We start from the raw sequence: 14,662 nt of genomic DNA on the forward strand, positions 1-14,662 counted from the left end.
CCAGCACGCACTTCATGTATATCCTTGAAAATAGCATGACCAGGAGTACGTGTTGGTCCAAGGCAGAATATTTCAGAAAGTCCTTCTTTATCTACCTCAGCATCTACAAGTGGATGCGAAAGTAAAACTTTTAACTCTGAACCAAAAAGAATTGCGCTTCCCCTTTTAGCGAAAAATAAAGGCTTCACGCCTAGATGGTCACGACCAAGCATCAATTTCTCAAATCTTTCATCCCAAATACCAAAAGCAAAAATCCCATTTAAGTGTTGAACACAATCTTCTTGCCACTCTAAGTAAGCATGTAGTAATACCTCTGTATCTGACTTGGTCTGAAATTCATGACCTTTCTCCTCAAGTTCTTTACGTAATTCTTGATAGTTATAAATTTCTCCATTGAACGTAAGGCCAATCGTATCATTTCCATCTTTATACAGCATAGGTTGAAGGCCACCTTCAGGATCAATGACGATGAGACGTCGATGACCTAATGCCGCTCGTTTTGAAAACCAATGCCCCTCTGCGTCAGGTCCTCGGTGAATGATAGCATCTGTCATTTTTTTTAACGTTTCTTGTTCATGAGACAGATCTTTAGACCAGTCTATCCACCCTGCAATTCCACACATAGTGTCTACCTTCTCTCAAATAGTATAGAAACCGACTAAAATTAAATATCAGTCGGTTTTCTGTAAAAAAATCCGACTAAAAACATCTTTTAGTCATGTTTATATAATAAAATGAATTGAATAAAAAATCAAATAATTCAATCGATAAAGAAATCACTGTCCCCTTTCACTTGAATTTTCATTGTCCAATTAAATAGTTATTACCTTAAACTTTCATTTTTATCCTAAGTTATACAGTTGCATTCTATTATAGTTATATACTAGAAATAAGAATGGTGTATGTTATTCTATAAGAAGCAAATAAAGGACTTTCTATTAGGAGTTACAAAATTACAAATGAACTGATACAGAATGTAAAGACAGAAAACTTCGCTAAATATTTCAAGGATAGGGTGTAGACAATGATCAAATTAGAAAAAGAAAATAAAAAGATGAAAATCATTCAATCTGCCACAATACTGTTCTCTACGCGTGGTGTCCGTAACACAACGGTTGATGAAATTGCAAAGAAAGCTAAAGTTGGTAAAGGTACTATTTATTATTACTATACAGATAAAACTGAAATATTATGCGACTGCTATATGCGTCATATTCAGCTTAAGCGCTCACAATTATTTAATTTATATAAAGAAGAAAAAGACGTTTTACTTCGAATACAAAAAATTCTTCATTATATCAGCCTAGAATATCATCAAGATCCATTTGTTTCTACACTCTTTCAAGAATATAAAGAGTACCATTCACCTGAAATTACAACTTGTTTTAAACAATCTGAAGAAGAAGCAATTAACATGATAAGTAATTTACTCGAAAAAGGTTATCAGCAAGGAGCTTTGCATAAGGTACCATTACCGCTTACAGCTTTTATGTTAGTACGAATGATTTTTAACTACGAACAGGATTATATAAAAGATGATAAAAGTGATACAGAATTTCTGCAGTTGCTAAAGCATATGCTTCTTAAAAACTAGTTTTAATAACAAAAAAATAATTGTGGTACAAATATATGAAGAAGAACGTGAATAATGGATGGTTTAATAAGCTCTTTTCATTCTAGACAAACCTGCAAAATAATCCAACGCTTATGTAGGAATGACTGATAAAATCCCAACCCGTGTGATTGTTCATCGACTACTAAAAAGCAAAGCCTTTTGGCTCCGCCAAACCAAAATTCATCTCCCACCTATTGTCGGATTACGCCCTTCACACGCTTGTGGAAGGAGAATTCTTTCGGGAAATATGTTAAAACATGTTAAGCATTCTTCCTCATTCATCGTTGCAAAAAGATAAAACGAGAAAGATTAGAATGCGAATTCAGGTGATGTTTTTATCATGTACTAATATTCGAGCTCACTTCAATGTGCTTAAGCTTTTTATTTTTTACTCTATTAGATTATTGATAGGCACCCTCTTCTGAATCCCACACTTCAGTAAATTGAAAACCTTTTAATTCACTATCTAAAATTGCATTTTTGAATTGATCTGATACTAAAAGATAGTTAGGATGTACCTTCCCATTTATATTCAATTTAAAAATTAGTTCGTGCTGTACAACATAAGGAATAAATACAAATTTTTTACATCCTATTATTAAACCTGAACTTAACTTATCAAAGATTGTTTTATTAGTATCAAGTGCTTCCAACACCCTTAAAACATGCATAGCATAGTATTTTTTATTTGTTTGTTTATGAATTAATGGTAAAAATTCAATATTATCTCCTACTATAGGTTCTAAAACATTCTTGGCTTTTTCACTAATTATTTGTACACCAGACTTTCCCCAAAAAATAGGGGAATCGCTTGATTTCCCTTCATCTTTTACCTCAATAAACTTAGGCGTCCATGAATCTGACAAACTCACCATAGAATTAAAACTAGTTTTAAAATATTTTTTATCCTCTTCATAGTTCAATAATTGAAAGGTTTCATAATCATCAGTCGAGCTCTTTAATTGCCAAATCTTCATATATATTTTCCTTTATTATTACCATTTATTTATATAGTTATTTGTTGGGTCCATTTAATCGCAAATTACCTTCTAATAAATCTCTTCCTATTCCATGTAACACCGTTTGGGTTCACATTCCTTATTTAATTCTTGTAAAAAATAAAAAATGAATTTCAAATTATGTTTAACATTAATTATTTTTATCCATTGGTATTGTATTTAGTGCTAAACCAATAGATCCTAATTTTCCAATTTTTTTTTTGCTTTACCATATGGAGCTCCTTTTAATAGTTCCCCTGTTGAAATATCAAGTGCTAGTACACTTTTTATCTTTACTAAATCTTTTAATCCTCCATTAGGAATTTCTATTAACACTATATTACACGTACCAGGGATCTCTTCTTTTATTTTCTGTATTTTTTGATTCAAACACCCCGTATTTACCCACTCATTGAACTACCCCCACTTTCACTTCGTTTAGAAGTGAGGGATTCCTAAGTAAAGAGTTCTATCGAACTCTAATTGATTAGGCTAACCCCGCAGTCCTTGCGGTTAGAAGCCTTATCGCTTCATTCTTTAGATTGATACTTGTGTTAATATCCCTATCATGGTGTGTACGACAAGAAGGACAGTCCCATTCACGTAGGTTTAGATTTTTAACGTCTTTATTTTGATATCCACAACAGGAACATAATTGGCTGGAAGCAAATGTTTTCGATACGACAATGACTTGTTTGCCATACCATTTTGCTTTGTATTCTAACATGGATCGAAATTGCAACCAAGATACCTCACTAATTGCTTTTGCTAACTTATGATTTTTTAACATATTCGATACTTGCAAATCCTCTATACCGATAACATCGTGGTTTTTGATGATTTCAGTTGAGATTTTGTCCAAGTAATCTTTTCTAGCATTTGATATGTATTCATGAATTCTAGCTATCTTTACTCGTTGTTTATTCCAGCGAGAAGATCCTTTCATTCTTCTAGAAAGAACACGCTGTGCTTTCGCCAACTTATCTTCTAATGATCGGAAAAACTTCGGATTTTTATAGTGTGTTCCATTTGACAAAATAGCGAAATCTTTTAGTCCTACATCTATTCCAATGTAAGAATGTGTTTTCGGAAGTTCTTGTACTTCTGTTTCAACTAATAGTGACACAAAATATCTACCAGAAGGGTTCCGTCTAACTGTAGCATTTACAATACGTCCCTCTACTTCACGACTTTTGGCAAATCGAACAAGGCCTAGTTTCGGCAACTTTATTTTATTCCCTATAATGGCAATGTTTTCATTTGTTTGTTTTGTGGTATAAGATTGTAAGTTGTTCTTCTTAGATTTAAAGCGCGGTGCGCTATTTTGTTTTTTAAAAAAGCGCGTATAAGCATCCGCAAGGTTGCGAACGGACGACTGAATCGCAATACTATCCACTTCTTTTAGCCAAACAAGCTCTTTCTTCATGGCAGGTAGTTTGGCAGAGCATGTACCATAGGTCAAGCCTTTTCCTGTCTCTTTGTATGCATGATCCCATAAGGATAGGAAATAATTGAATACAAAACGAGAACACCCAATCGTTTTGTTAATTAGAATTGCTTGTGCTTGATTTGGATAGATACGAAACTTATAGGCTTTATTCATCATTATTTCATTCACCTCCATTTCGGTATATGACTATTATACACCAAACGTACATTCGATAGGTAGTGGAGTAATACTTTCTATATGTCGAACAATTAAGATGGCTTCCTGCCATCCCTTGTTCGAAGCCAATTCATCTCCCACCTACTCACTGGACTATGACCCTTCACGCTCCTTGAGGAAGGAGTCTTCTTGGCTAAAATGATAAATTATTAACCATCCACCTATAGAAAAACCATTTGTATATTTCAATAAATCTTTATGTACATTTGGTAATTCAACTTTCATTACATCTTCTATTTCTTGAATTTCAATATCATTTGCTGGCTTATTTTTTATTAAACCAGAAACATTAGATAAATTTATCATTTTTCACAAAACCTCCCGAAACATCTAAACATTTATAATCTTCTACCAATACTTTTCTTGCAGTTTTCTGATCAACACCTGCCTCAATCATTTCCCTATAGGTTACATTAAATTCATAATTTATTTCAGTATCATATCCTTCAAGTCTTCTTCGTTTTCTTTGTATGGCGGAAATTTTCGCATGAGGAAAACCAAAACTTGATGGTAAAAGTATTGGTTGTGCTTTCTTTTCGTTATAATCAAATCCACCCTTAATAGCCCATTCATTTTGTATAGGATGATGTGATTGTATTCGATTATCAGCAGCTATATTTTTATGTCCTGGAGCACAATCACCACTTACTTTGCAACCTCAAAATATATATTTAATATTGATTAGTATGCCTTTTTATACATAACCATAGGAAAAAGCTTATGCAAATACATAAGCTTCTTCTATTTTATTTATTACTCTCTTAGGTATTAATTAACATCATTAATCTGATGTGATTTTATTAAATTTCTTTACGAAAGTTCTTCTGAATCCCATATTTCAATAAATTCAAAACCTTTTAGATCACTTTGTTCAATAAGAATCTTCAATTCATCTGAAATAAAAACAGCCGTGGGATGAATTTTCCCATTTATATAAACCTTAAAAATCATCTCATTTTGAACAGTATTACTATCAAATGCGAATTTTTCGCATCCTATTATTAAACCTGTAATCAGTTTTTTTAAAATTGCTTTATCACTATCAATTGCATCTAGTACATTCAACACATGGACCAAGTAATATACCTCACTAGTTGAATCGCGTAAAAGTGGTAAGAATTCAACATTATCGCCTATTGAAGGTTCTAATAATGCTTTTGCTTTTTCACTAACCATTAGGGCACCAATTTCTCCCCAGAAGTGTGGAAAATCAGTGGTCTTTCCTCCTTCTAAGCATTCAATAGGTAACTTTCTCCATGAATCTATTAGTTTTATTGTAGAGTTAAACTTCCCTTCAAAAAACTTTTTATCTTCTTTATAATTTAATAATTGAAAAGACTCATAGTTATCAGAAGAACTTCTTAATTCCCATATCTTCATAACGATTCTCCTTTACTACTGAGTAATATGTTGTTGTTTCTGAACCTTTACTTATTTATAATAAAAAGCTTATACAATTGCATAAGCTTTTTATTTTTTGCTATATTAGATATAGGGGTATCTAATTAAATTAGATTATTTAGGCACCCTCTTCCGAATCCCATACTTCAATAAATTCAAAACCTTTTAATTCACTTTGTTCAATAAGAGCCTTCAACTCGTCTGAAATAAAGACAACCGTCGGATGAATTTTTCCATTTATGTAAACTTTAAAAATCATTTCATTTTGAACTATATTAAAATCAAATGCGAACTTTTCACAACCTACTATAAGGCCTGTAATCAGTTTTTTAAAGATTGCTTTATCACCATCAATCGCATCTAGTACATTCAACACGTGGACCAAGTAATATACCTCACTAGTTGAATTGCGTAAGAGTGGTAAAAATTCAACATTATCACCTATTAAAGGTTCAAGTACTTGCTTGGCTTTTTCACTAATCATTGGAGCACCAGTTCCTCCCCAAAATTTAGGGAAATCACTATGAATATCTCCTTCAATACACTCTATATATATATTTCCCCATGAATTTGCTAAATGAGTTACTGAATTTATTTTTCCATCAATATATTTTTTGTGATCTTCTTCAAAATTTAATAACTGGAAAGACTCATAGTTATTAAACTTACTTTTTAATTCCCAAATCTTCATACTTTCCCTCCTACAGGATCTGTTACTTACTCAATTTTTATTACTTTGGTTGATTTAGTTTTATACTGCCATCTAATAATCCTTCTCTGATTGTTTGGAGCGCTGCAACAGCATCAGCTTGAGTACCACCAAACTCTTTAATCTCTGTCAACGTATTATATACTAATTCTATATACTCAGGTCCATGATTACCTATATGCATTGCCTCCGTAGTTACATATTTACTATCTATTGCTCGATATCCAGGTAAAAATACTCCGTTAGCAGCAGAGTTAGGATCTATTTCAAACTCTTTCATTAATTTTTGTATTTCCACAGCCCTACCATCGTTCCACGGTACAATATGATGTGCGGCATTATGGTATGGAGGCGGATCAATTCCAGCATCTTTTAGTTCTTCACGTAACACTTGAGATGCCGTATAAGAATTAGGATATTCCTTTTCTACAGTTACCCTATCAAGTACTTTATCTGCATATTCCTGAATTACATCTTGTACATCCTTAACTCTACTTTTTCTACCAGTCGTAGAAAACATAAATGTTTCACGAGCTTTTTGTAAGACTTCAAAACTTTTTATTTGATTGCTTCCAAATCCACTTGCACCTGCAAATGCCAACCGATCCGTCAGTGGCAATTTATTTGCGAAAGAAGACACTCCTGTAGAGAATTTTGCACCTTTTGCTAATGTAGTGACTTTACTTATCCCCTTATCACCAATAAGTCCAAGTCCAATTTGTGTAAAAGCATAACTTCCCCACTTAGCACGACTTTCAGCGTCTCCATTTATTACATCATTAATAAACGAATCTGATAATGTGTTCCACATAGCGGGTAAGGTTTCATTTAAATGAGTAAAAGCGTACCCCATGTTCTCCCATGTTTCCCATTTACCAAGTGCGACAATACCATCTATTGTATCTTCAACTGCTTGACCCGTACCTGCTAAAATACCATCTATAATTTTTTCAGAAGTAGATTTTTCAGGAGGTTTCTTGCACACCGCTCCCTCTTCTATTGATCCTTCCTTTAAAAGATTATCAACTTGACGTTTTCTTTCATCAGCAATTTCTTGGATCGAAACGGTCCAATCCATATTTAATCCTTGTGTACTAAACGTACCACTTACAGGACTAAATCCTTTTCCACTTTGGACTTCAGCAAGGCCGGCAGTAAGGCTAGCTACAAGTTGAAGAGCTGTGTGGTAGTTATTACTGGACGTATAGTTAAATTCATATAGATGCTCTAATTTTTCTTGCAGTTTTTTTCTCATCTCGACTAAAACAATAACCATGGCATCTATTCCAGGCAATACTGTAGCAATACTAATCGCTTCTATACTTGCGACCATTCGATTAATTTCTTGAATTTGCTCTCTTATTTCTTGTTCAATGACATCTGTGGAAGCAACTTGTGATTGAAAATCGCTTGGAAATGCATCGTTTTGACGGATTAATTCTTCACATAAATAAATGATACCTTGTGCTAAAGGACGAAAAGTTTGGACAAAAAATATTTTTGCACTACTATATGTTTGCCCTTGTAAAACTGTATCAGTTGCAAAGGTATCAATTGATTGGATTACTTGCTCCATAGCTTGGATAGTAGCGACACATACAGCATTCATGCTTTGGGTTTGATTTTGTACTTCCCCTAAATACATATTTAAACTCATGCTTTATCCTCCCTTTTTAATCGCTGTTGCCGATAGATAAGGTCGGTTTCTAAATCAATAAGATTGCGTCTTTCTTTAAGTAATGTTTCTTTTTGATTTTCCAATTCCAATGTTAATTTCCGCTCAATATGTTGCGACTCTTGAAGCTTATTCATAAAAAAATGAGAAACATCTTTATCACCATGCCATGTTTCTAAAACCCTATTAAATAAACGGTTTTTTTGATTTCTCAATTCGTGAAAGTCCATTTCTGCTTGTCTCTGGATTTGGATCTCCGTTTGATTTCGATCCTGTTTTTCAAATACTATCCGTAATTCATGATTAAATTCATTTATTTGCTTTTCCACATCTTGACTCATCTTATTCTTCCTACCCTTCTCCCTTTACCGTAGGTTGCCACATTAGCGAAATGTCTTTTGTAGTTCGTTATCCATTCTTTCAAAATCCTTAGCTACTAAATGAATATTATCAATTGCTTGTTGAAAGGCCCCACAAAATTGTCTAGTCAAATCTAGCATTTGTTGATTCGCTTCTTGCGCCTGAGCATTAACAGATAGTGTAGTACGGCTCGCCTTTGTTATAGAACGATTTGTCGCACCTTGAATTGTATCCGATGCATTTTTCATTTGTGTAGCAATTTGTGTAGCCGTTTGAAAATTACTTTGAAAGTTTCCCATCATTTAAACCCCTTCTAGTTCCAAAATCATCAAGAAAATTATACCATGTAAGAATATTTCAATGTATCAAATATTTCTAGTAAGGAATTGATAGCTCTTAATGATAAGAATGAAGCTTTTCATACCGAATTTCAATTAAGGATCGCTTCAACAGATGTAGTTGAACTAGAACTATTAGAACAAATTGAAGAGATTGACTGAATCAGAACAAATACTGAAATTACAAAGCAAGTTATGCCACTAGCAGGTATGGGTGCAATGAGGAACAAATATTTTTATGGAGTTTGGTTTAGGATGGATTGGAGATAAAGGAGCAGGCCAAATTGGAAAAGTAACTTCCCTTGGAGATCTGTAAAGTTAACGAAATTTTCAGGTGATACACCTTATATTTCAAGCCACTTACCATTAAAAGATCGATTTGCTTTTGCTGGTGGAGATGGTTTGCGATCTAGATTTGACACACCAGACTTTAAACAAGCTGAAGAAAAACTCTCTACCTATCAATTTGCTAGTAGTGGAAGAATTAATAGTAGCAGAACTAATGGTGGCAATGTTCCGTATAGTTTTGATTCATCACTTATGGAGCACCTTTTTCACGGGGAACTAAAACAAAAATGGTGGGGACTAAAAGCTGTTGGATATCACCATGAAAGTATGATGGGTGGAGGAGAAATAGTTAGAATTACCCATGCACCAAATTCTGCGGGAGTATATAGAGCAAAAGTAAAAGTAGACGGTGAAACAAAAAATGCGCTTTCTTCATTTTTCCCTAAGGATTGGGATAGAGTACAGATACTTGATTCTATCAAAGAAGCATAAGATAATAAGATTCAAGTCGATACAGTTAGATATGTAGGACAAACATCCCACGGATTTAAAGTAGAAATGATTATACAAAATAATGAGATCATAACAGCATATCCTGTTTATACTAGGAGGTAAAAAATGAAATATACATACGAATTTTATCGTGATGGACTTGGCGGATTAAGAATACGTTTGCCAAAAGAAATTTCTATAATTTCTCATTTCTTGGAAGATATTTTAGATGATGAAGCAGATGAGTATATACAAATTTTAGATAATGTAGTAGACCAAAAAGTTCCGCAATATGAAATAGAAGGGAACGTAGCAGCAGTCTACATTGAACCTAATTACACCAGTGCTATTAACTTATTTATGAGTGCTCCAAATAACCAATGTAAAATTGAGACCTCTGAATTTAGAAAACTACTTGTGTTGTGGCGAGATACAGTGGTAGCAGAAGGGAAAGATATAGAAGTATAAAAGAAAACTACCTTCTGTGATATTTAGATCATAGATGCTAAACTCAATAAAATCAAAGGTAGGAATATATTAAATATATTTCTACCTTTTTATTATGTGGCGAGACTCCACATCCATTAACTTAAAAATTTTTTATTTAACAGGAATTGTACTTGCAGGAATATAAAAGATTTTACAATTAAGATGCTGCACTTAATATTGTTAACAGTTATTTTTGCTTATCCTTCATTAATTGTAAACTACCACCCTTAACCCCTATGTTTTTCCGGTACAAGAATAAAATGTTAAAAACAGTTTTAAAATGAGTTTCTTTTTCACCTTGTAAGCTGTAGAGCTTTCATATATTCCCCTTTTCTTTCAAGGGCCTTTTTTGCATCCTTAGCCGTTAATGCAAAATCTACTGCAATGTTCTGTAATAACTCCTTATTAGCTTACCTGAAGAAATCTCTTAGTTGTTGATTTGCTAACCTTTCTTGTTTACTATCAATCAATTAAAAAAAGAATTTTTTGTTTAAGGGCTACTTTAAAATCTTAAGTTGATGGATGTGTGAACGAACCGCTACTAAAATTCTTGCTTTTAAATCATTATTACTGTATTATGTTTACATGGAAATATGAGGATTATAGTATATAAAAAGGGATCAAATCTATAAGTAAGATTTAAATCCTTTTCCAAGTCAAAAAGACTTTGCCAAAATCTAATATAATTTATGCTTGTCTTTTTAATATGTATCTAGTAATAACATATTTTTTATCAATAGAATTCTGTTTTCAATGATAGGAATTAGTGTTCTAAACAAGGAACCATACAAAGTGATCTGAAAAACCTGAGAGATATTGTATGTAGTTTGCTCATCTCCCGGTACTACAATAAAAGAGCCTTACCTCTCTAGGCAAGACTCTACTAGTTTAGTTGTATAATATTTACGTAATAACTAAGAAACAGAAAACATATAACACCAAATAGCAGCACCCTATTACTCCTCCTACAGCTAATACCTGTTTAACCCAACTCTTAAATTTTTGATTACTGTAAATCGCTTGCACTCTTTCCATATTTCCTCCTATTAAGGACAACCCTTATAGACTCTCACCTTGCTATGGTAACATTAAAAAATGGCTAATAGAGGCCTAATGTATAAATATGCAATATTGCATACATAAATGTATTGTTATAATTGTAAACGCTTACTATAATAAAGTTATAAAGATTCACCAAATCTTAATACGAAAAAAGAGGAGCAAATAATATGGAAATCGCAATGGCAGTTTTAAAATTTCTAGGTGGAGCAATCCCATTAATTCAAGAACTTCTAAAAGCATTTATGTAAATTCACTATTTAGCAATTATTTATAAAAATTATCATACAAATGATCTGTATATCAAAAATGAATTGATTTACAGATCATTTGCGTGAGCAAGTTCCCTTTAACATGACTAAGGGACTTTTTTAATTTTTAAATATGACTAATGTCTCCCATTTTATCGTACTGATTACCTATACGAGGTTTTAAAAGAACCACCTTGACTAAAATGATAAAACAAGAAATCAAAATGAGCCCCTTTTTTATTTTGTAAGCAGTAAAGCTTCCATATAATGCTCTTTTCTCTCAAGAGCTTTTTTTGCATCATCAGCTGTTAATATATAATCTACTGCAATGCTCTGTAATAGCTCCTTATCCGCATTTGGCAACTGAATCGTTATCTCTTCCACACTACTCTTATTATTTCCATTTATCTTATTAAATTCTTGAATACTTCTTGCCAGCTCTGCTAATTTTTCCATATGCACAGGATTGTTTACATCCAAAAATATATTACTTCTAAAAACTGCCGTAACATATTTCTTTACATTTTTCTTTTCTTTTTCTGCTTCTTCCTTTTTATCAAAAACAATATTTCCCGTATACATTTGTTCAAACGTGAATATATCGTTATTCTCTTTTCCAGCATAATATGTATTGAACTTTTCTTTTAAATCATTCGCTTCTTTTTTGATTTTATAATTATCACTATCTACTTTTGGAGAGATTCGTCCATCCAAAGCTAGCTGAAACTGCAAATACGGTTCATTTACTTGCTGTACATGAGCTATCCGTACATCTGGCCCCAGTAAATCTTTATAATTCCCCGGTATTTCAACTTCATTTAGTTTAACAGAAAAACCATACTGCGATTTTGTATAACTTTGAGCTTTTTGTTTAATTTCTTTATCCGATATATCACATGATGTTAATAGTATTAAACTAAACATCATACTACATGTTATTTTTGTTATTTTCATATGGTATCTCCTTTTATGCTTACTTCATATACATAAATGCTAATATAGATTTCCGATAAAGTCACGAAGTTTAACAAAAAGAAGAGCAGTTTTAAGTTGCTATGTTTATACAATTTCATATGAATCAGAGTTAAGTTTAAAGGAAGTAAATCGTGAGTTTTCTCTTTATACAATCATTTAACTTACTAACACTTTTCATAAGATATTTACACACTGCATTTAGGTAAAGAAATACAGAAATGTGTTTTTTTCTTTGTACTATCTAAATTTATGCTCCCTCCATGTTTTTTTACTATATGCTTAGCAATAGTTAATCCAAGACCTGATCCCCCATTATTTTCTCGAGAATCATCTACTCGAACAAATGCATCAAAAATACTTTGTTTCATATCCTCAGGTATTCCAATTCCATTATCTATAATGTTTATAAATACTTTGCTTTTATCCTCAATTAACGATACAAACACGGTCGTACCTGCCGTATTATACTGTAGGGCATTAGATATTATGTTAGAGATAGCACGGTATAGTAATCTGTTGTTAATTGGAACAATCACTTCTTTAGAGGGAATTTGATATTGAAGGATTAAGCGCTTCGCTTGAAATAAATCATAATATTCTACAAGCAATTCACGAATAAACTCAGATACATCAGTTGGATGTACTTCAAAAGGGTAATCAGAATGCTCTAATTTAGACAGTTCAAAAATATCTTCAGTTAATACCGCAATGATTCGAATCTTATTATATATTACATTCAAAGTTCTTTCTCTTTCACCTTTTTCAGTAATGATTCCTAGTTGTAATGCTTCAACATAACCTTGAACGGTTGTAATTGGTGTCCTTAAATCATGAGACAAATCTACAAGCATCTTCTGCTTGGTTTCTTCCAACTTCTTCTTCTCTTTCTCTATTTTATCCAGTTTTTCCGACATAACATTAAACGAATGCTGTATTTGCATTAACTCAAAATATGTTTCATAGTTTAACCTTTTATCATATTTCCCACTAGCAATTTCCTCAAATCCAGTTGCTAGTTTATCCAATGGCCTGGTTATTTTCCTAGCAATTTGCCTACTAAAAATATATACATTCATAGAGAAAAATACAAAAAATAAAATGATTGTAGTAAGTAATATCTTATAAAAAGCATATACGTATTCCTCATTTTTATCAGAAAACGTATATTCATACTTTATTGCTTTTTTAGGAACCTTAACAAGGCAATATAATGTTTCACCTTTTTTCGTTACAAATGTTGCTACAGATGAATAATAAGGAAGTTGATCATTATCAAAAAATAAAGTAGTAAATTCTCTTTGTGAATATGATAAAAGCTTATCCTTCTTTTCCCCTTTGGTATAGATAACTTGTAAATTTTCATTAAGAATTTCTACCCAACCACCAAATGATTCTATTGATTCTGAATTAATAGTTTTAAAGTTTTCACGCACTACTTCACTTGCTTTTAAATTATTTAGCTCTCCTAGTTGCTTTTCTGTTTGGTACATCAAAAATATAAATAAGATTATCACCGTGAAACCTATTGCTAGTGCAAATATAACGTAATTTTTAATTAAGATATATAAAACTTTATTTTTCATAAAGTTCTTCCTTCCTAGCAAATCTATACCCAAGTCCCCGGATCGTTTTTATATAAACTGGATTCTTAGGAGAATCCTCTAATTTCTCTCGCAGTCTACTAATATGAACCATAATCGTATTATCATCTGCACAGTAATAATCCGACCATACATTTTCAAAAATTTGTTTTTTAGTAAATATTCTCCCTGGTTCTTCCATAAAAAGTGTTAAGATTTTATATTCCGTAGCACTGAGAGAAATGGATTCGCTTGATTTATAGAGTGTACAAGAATGATGATCTAATACTAAATCACCCATATGAATTTGCTTCTCCTTACCTTCTACAGCCCTATCATTAAATTCATAGGACCTTCTAAGGTGAGCTTGAACTCTAGCTATAATTTCTAAAGCACTAAATGGCTTTGTAATGAAGTCATCTGCTCCAATCCCTAAACCTATAATTTTATCTACTTCTTGAGATTTGGCTGACAATATAAGTATTGGGAATTGTAACGTCTCACGAATCTTTTTAATTAATTGGTAACCATCCATTTTAGGCATCATAATATCAACGATAGCTAAATCAATATGATTTTCTTCTAGACACTTTAAGGCAACTTCCCCATTTAAAGCCTCTACAACAAAAAAATTTTCCATTTCTAAAAAAAGCTTTAAAAGATCAATAATATCTTTGTCATCATCAACAATTAATATATTTTTTTTCATACTCTCCCTCGCATCGGTCAGAATTTTCAAAAATCCATTTAAGGTTATTGTAAGGTA

17 protein-coding genes and 2 pseudogenes are annotated in these 14,662 nt (G+C 32.3%); 4 read left to right on the top strand and 15 right to left on the bottom strand.

What is annotated here, in order from left to right; genetic code table 11:
- Positions 1 to 623: asparagine synthetase B family protein (locus MHI26_RS28230; RefSeq protein ID WP_430981337.1), on the bottom strand; the 623-nt coding region annotated here is incomplete at its 3' end.
- Positions 624 to 1,024: 401 nt separating this feature from the next.
- Between MHI26_RS28230 and MHI26_RS28235 the strand changes: the two genes are divergently transcribed.
- Positions 1,025 to 1,594: a TetR/AcrR family transcriptional regulator gene (locus MHI26_RS28235; RefSeq protein WP_061665811.1), complete on the top strand. Its 570-nt coding sequence runs from the start codon at positions 1,025 to 1,027 to the stop codon at positions 1,592 to 1,594.
- Between the two features lie 422 nt (positions 1,595 to 2,016).
- Here the strand turns inward: MHI26_RS28235 and MHI26_RS28240 are convergent, their stop codons facing one another.
- The 10 genes from MHI26_RS28240 to MHI26_RS28285 form a co-directional block, all read right to left on the bottom strand.
- Positions 2,017 to 2,592 (bottom strand): imm11 family protein, encoded by a 576-nt coding sequence (locus MHI26_RS28240; RefSeq protein WP_000708213.1) that lies wholly within the window; start codon positions 2,590 to 2,592, stop codon positions 2,017 to 2,019.
- Between the two features lie 222 nt (positions 2,593 to 2,814).
- On the bottom strand, positions 2,815 to 3,003 hold the full coding sequence (locus MHI26_RS28245) for a hypothetical protein (RefSeq protein WP_061665812.1): 189 nt from the start codon (positions 3,001 to 3,003) through the stop codon (positions 2,815 to 2,817).
- Between the two features lie 97 nt (positions 3,004 to 3,100).
- Positions 3,101 to 4,219 carry an IS200/IS605 family element RNA-guided endonuclease TnpB gene (gene tnpB, locus MHI26_RS28250; RefSeq protein ID WP_151547552.1) on the bottom strand — a complete coding sequence of 373 codons (1,119 nt, stop codon included), beginning with the start codon at positions 4,217 to 4,219 and terminating at the stop codon, positions 3,101 to 3,103.
- Positions 4,220 to 4,372: 153 nt separating this feature from the next.
- Positions 4,373 to 4,585 carry an SMI1/KNR4 family protein gene (locus tag MHI26_RS28255; protein ID WP_000609237.1) on the bottom strand — a complete coding sequence of 71 codons (213 nt, stop codon included), beginning with the start codon at positions 4,583 to 4,585 and terminating at the stop codon, positions 4,373 to 4,375.
- A complete protein-coding gene (locus MHI26_RS28260) occupies positions 4,569 to 4,895 on the bottom strand; it encodes a hypothetical protein (RefSeq protein ID WP_324287259.1) in 327 nt (108 codons plus the stop codon). The genes MHI26_RS28255 and MHI26_RS28260 overlap by 17 nt, the downstream gene beginning before the upstream one ends.
- A gap of 194 nt (positions 4,896 to 5,089) precedes the next feature.
- Entirely contained in the window at positions 5,090 to 5,659 is a 570-nt protein-coding gene (locus MHI26_RS28265; protein WP_061667572.1) for an imm11 family protein, read from the bottom strand.
- A 139-nt stretch (positions 5,660 to 5,798) separates the two neighbouring features.
- Positions 5,799 to 6,371: an imm11 family protein gene (locus tag MHI26_RS28270; RefSeq protein WP_016078296.1), complete on the bottom strand. Its 573-nt coding sequence runs from the start codon at positions 6,369 to 6,371 to the stop codon at positions 5,799 to 5,801.
- 40 nt (positions 6,372 to 6,411) lie between these two features.
- Positions 6,412 to 8,046, bottom strand: coding sequence for an AHH domain-containing protein (locus MHI26_RS28275; RefSeq protein ID WP_061667571.1), 1,635 nt, complete (start codon positions 8,044 to 8,046; stop codon positions 6,412 to 6,414).
- Positions 8,043 to 8,405, bottom strand: coding sequence for a DUF3958 family protein (locus tag MHI26_RS28280; protein ID WP_061667570.1), 363 nt, complete (start codon positions 8,403 to 8,405; stop codon positions 8,043 to 8,045). The genes MHI26_RS28275 and MHI26_RS28280 overlap by 4 nt, the downstream gene beginning before the upstream one ends.
- 42 nt (positions 8,406 to 8,447) lie before the next feature.
- The gene (locus tag MHI26_RS28285) at positions 8,448 to 8,726 is read right to left on the bottom strand and encodes a TIGR04197 family type VII secretion effector (RefSeq protein ID WP_000971917.1); all 279 of its coding nucleotides are present in this window, start codon (positions 8,724 to 8,726) and stop codon (positions 8,448 to 8,450) included.
- Positions 8,727 to 8,985: 259 nt separating this feature from the next.
- Here MHI26_RS28285 and MHI26_RS28290 point away from each other — a divergent pair.
- Both MHI26_RS28290 and MHI26_RS28295 read left to right on the top strand, forming a co-directional pair.
- Positions 8,986 to 9,665, top strand: a pseudogene (locus MHI26_RS28290) (EndoU domain-containing protein); the annotation flags it as partial.
- A gap of 3 nt (positions 9,666 to 9,668) precedes the next feature.
- Positions 9,669 to 10,010 (top strand): hypothetical protein, encoded by a 342-nt coding sequence (locus tag MHI26_RS28295; RefSeq protein ID WP_000878117.1) that lies wholly within the window; start codon positions 9,669 to 9,671, stop codon positions 10,008 to 10,010.
- Between the two features lie 924 nt (positions 10,011 to 10,934).
- Here the strand turns inward: MHI26_RS28295 and MHI26_RS28300 are convergent.
- A complete protein-coding gene (locus tag MHI26_RS28300) occupies positions 10,935 to 11,066 on the bottom strand; it encodes a hypothetical protein (RefSeq protein ID WP_000442766.1) in 132 nt (43 codons plus the stop codon).
- 88 nt (positions 11,067 to 11,154) lie between these two features.
- On the opposite strand from MHI26_RS28300, the pseudogene MHI26_RS28305 reads away from it, so the two are divergent.
- Positions 11,155 to 11,341: pseudogene (locus MHI26_RS28305) on the top strand (hypothetical protein).
- 237 nt (positions 11,342 to 11,578) lie between these two features.
- Here the strand turns inward: MHI26_RS28305 and MHI26_RS28310 are convergent.
- From MHI26_RS28310 to MHI26_RS28320, 3 genes are all read right to left on the bottom strand, one after another.
- Positions 11,579 to 12,295 (bottom strand): hypothetical protein, encoded by a 717-nt coding sequence (locus tag MHI26_RS28310; RefSeq protein ID WP_061667569.1) that lies wholly within the window; start codon positions 12,293 to 12,295, stop codon positions 11,579 to 11,581.
- A 206-nt stretch (positions 12,296 to 12,501) separates the two neighbouring features.
- A complete protein-coding gene (locus MHI26_RS28315; protein ID WP_061667568.1) occupies positions 12,502 to 13,899 on the bottom strand; it encodes a HAMP domain-containing sensor histidine kinase in 1,398 nt (465 codons plus the stop codon).
- Positions 13,889 to 14,605 carry a response regulator transcription factor gene (locus MHI26_RS28320; protein ID WP_061667567.1) on the bottom strand — a complete coding sequence of 239 codons (717 nt, stop codon included), beginning with the start codon at positions 14,603 to 14,605 and terminating at the stop codon, positions 13,889 to 13,891. Before MHI26_RS28320 ends, MHI26_RS28315 begins: the two co-directional genes overlap by 11 nt.
- Positions 14,606 to 14,662 lie beyond the last annotated feature (57 nt).

This window comes from Bacillus sp. FSL K6-1218, from assembly GCF_038006445.1.
Taxonomy (GTDB): Bacteria; Bacillota; Bacilli; order Bacillales; family Bacillaceae_G; genus Bacillus_A; species Bacillus_A thuringiensis_S.

Bases quoted from the DNA above. Each gene is read 5' to 3' on its own strand.
- MHI26_RS28315 (WP_061667568.1), bottom strand. From the start codon at position 13,899: ATGAAAAATAAAGTTTTATATATCTTAATTAAAAATTACGTTATATTT.
- MHI26_RS28300 (WP_000442766.1), bottom strand. From the start codon at position 11,066: ATGGAAAGAGTGCAAGCGATTTACAGTAATCAAAAATTTAAGAGTTGG.
- MHI26_RS28280 (WP_061667570.1), bottom strand. From the start codon at position 8,405: ATGAGTCAAGATGTGGAAAAGCAAATAAATGAATTTAATCATGAATTA.
- MHI26_RS28270 (WP_016078296.1), bottom strand. From the start codon at position 6,371: ATGAAGATTTGGGAATTAAAAAGTAAGTTTAATAACTATGAGTCTTTC.
- MHI26_RS28235 (WP_061665811.1), top strand. From the start codon at position 1,025: ATGATCAAATTAGAAAAAGAAAATAAAAAGATGAAAATCATTCAATCT.
- MHI26_RS28320 (WP_061667567.1), bottom strand. From the start codon at position 14,605: ATGAAAAAAAATATATTAATTGTTGATGATGACAAAGATATTATTGAT.
- MHI26_RS28285 (WP_000971917.1), bottom strand. From the start codon at position 8,726: ATGATGGGAAACTTTCAAAGTAATTTTCAAACGGCTACACAAATTGCT.
- MHI26_RS28240 (WP_000708213.1), bottom strand. From the start codon at position 2,592: ATGAAGATTTGGCAATTAAAGAGCTCGACTGATGATTATGAAACCTTT.
- MHI26_RS28310 (WP_061667569.1), bottom strand. From the start codon at position 12,295: ATGAAAATAACAAAAATAACATGTAGTATGATGTTTAGTTTAATACTA.
- MHI26_RS28275 (WP_061667571.1), bottom strand. From the start codon at position 8,046: ATGAGTTTAAATATGTATTTAGGGGAAGTACAAAATCAAACCCAAAGC.
- tnpB (WP_151547552.1), bottom strand. From the start codon at position 4,219: ATGATGAATAAAGCCTATAAGTTTCGTATCTATCCAAATCAAGCACAA.
- MHI26_RS28265 (WP_061667572.1), bottom strand. From the start codon at position 5,659: ATGAAGATATGGGAATTAAGAAGTTCTTCTGATAACTATGAGTCTTTT.
- MHI26_RS28255 (WP_000609237.1), bottom strand. From the start codon at position 4,585: ATGATAAATTTATCTAATGTTTCTGGTTTAATAAAAAATAAGCCAGCA.
- MHI26_RS28295 (WP_000878117.1), top strand. From the start codon at position 9,669: ATGAAATATACATACGAATTTTATCGTGATGGACTTGGCGGATTAAGA.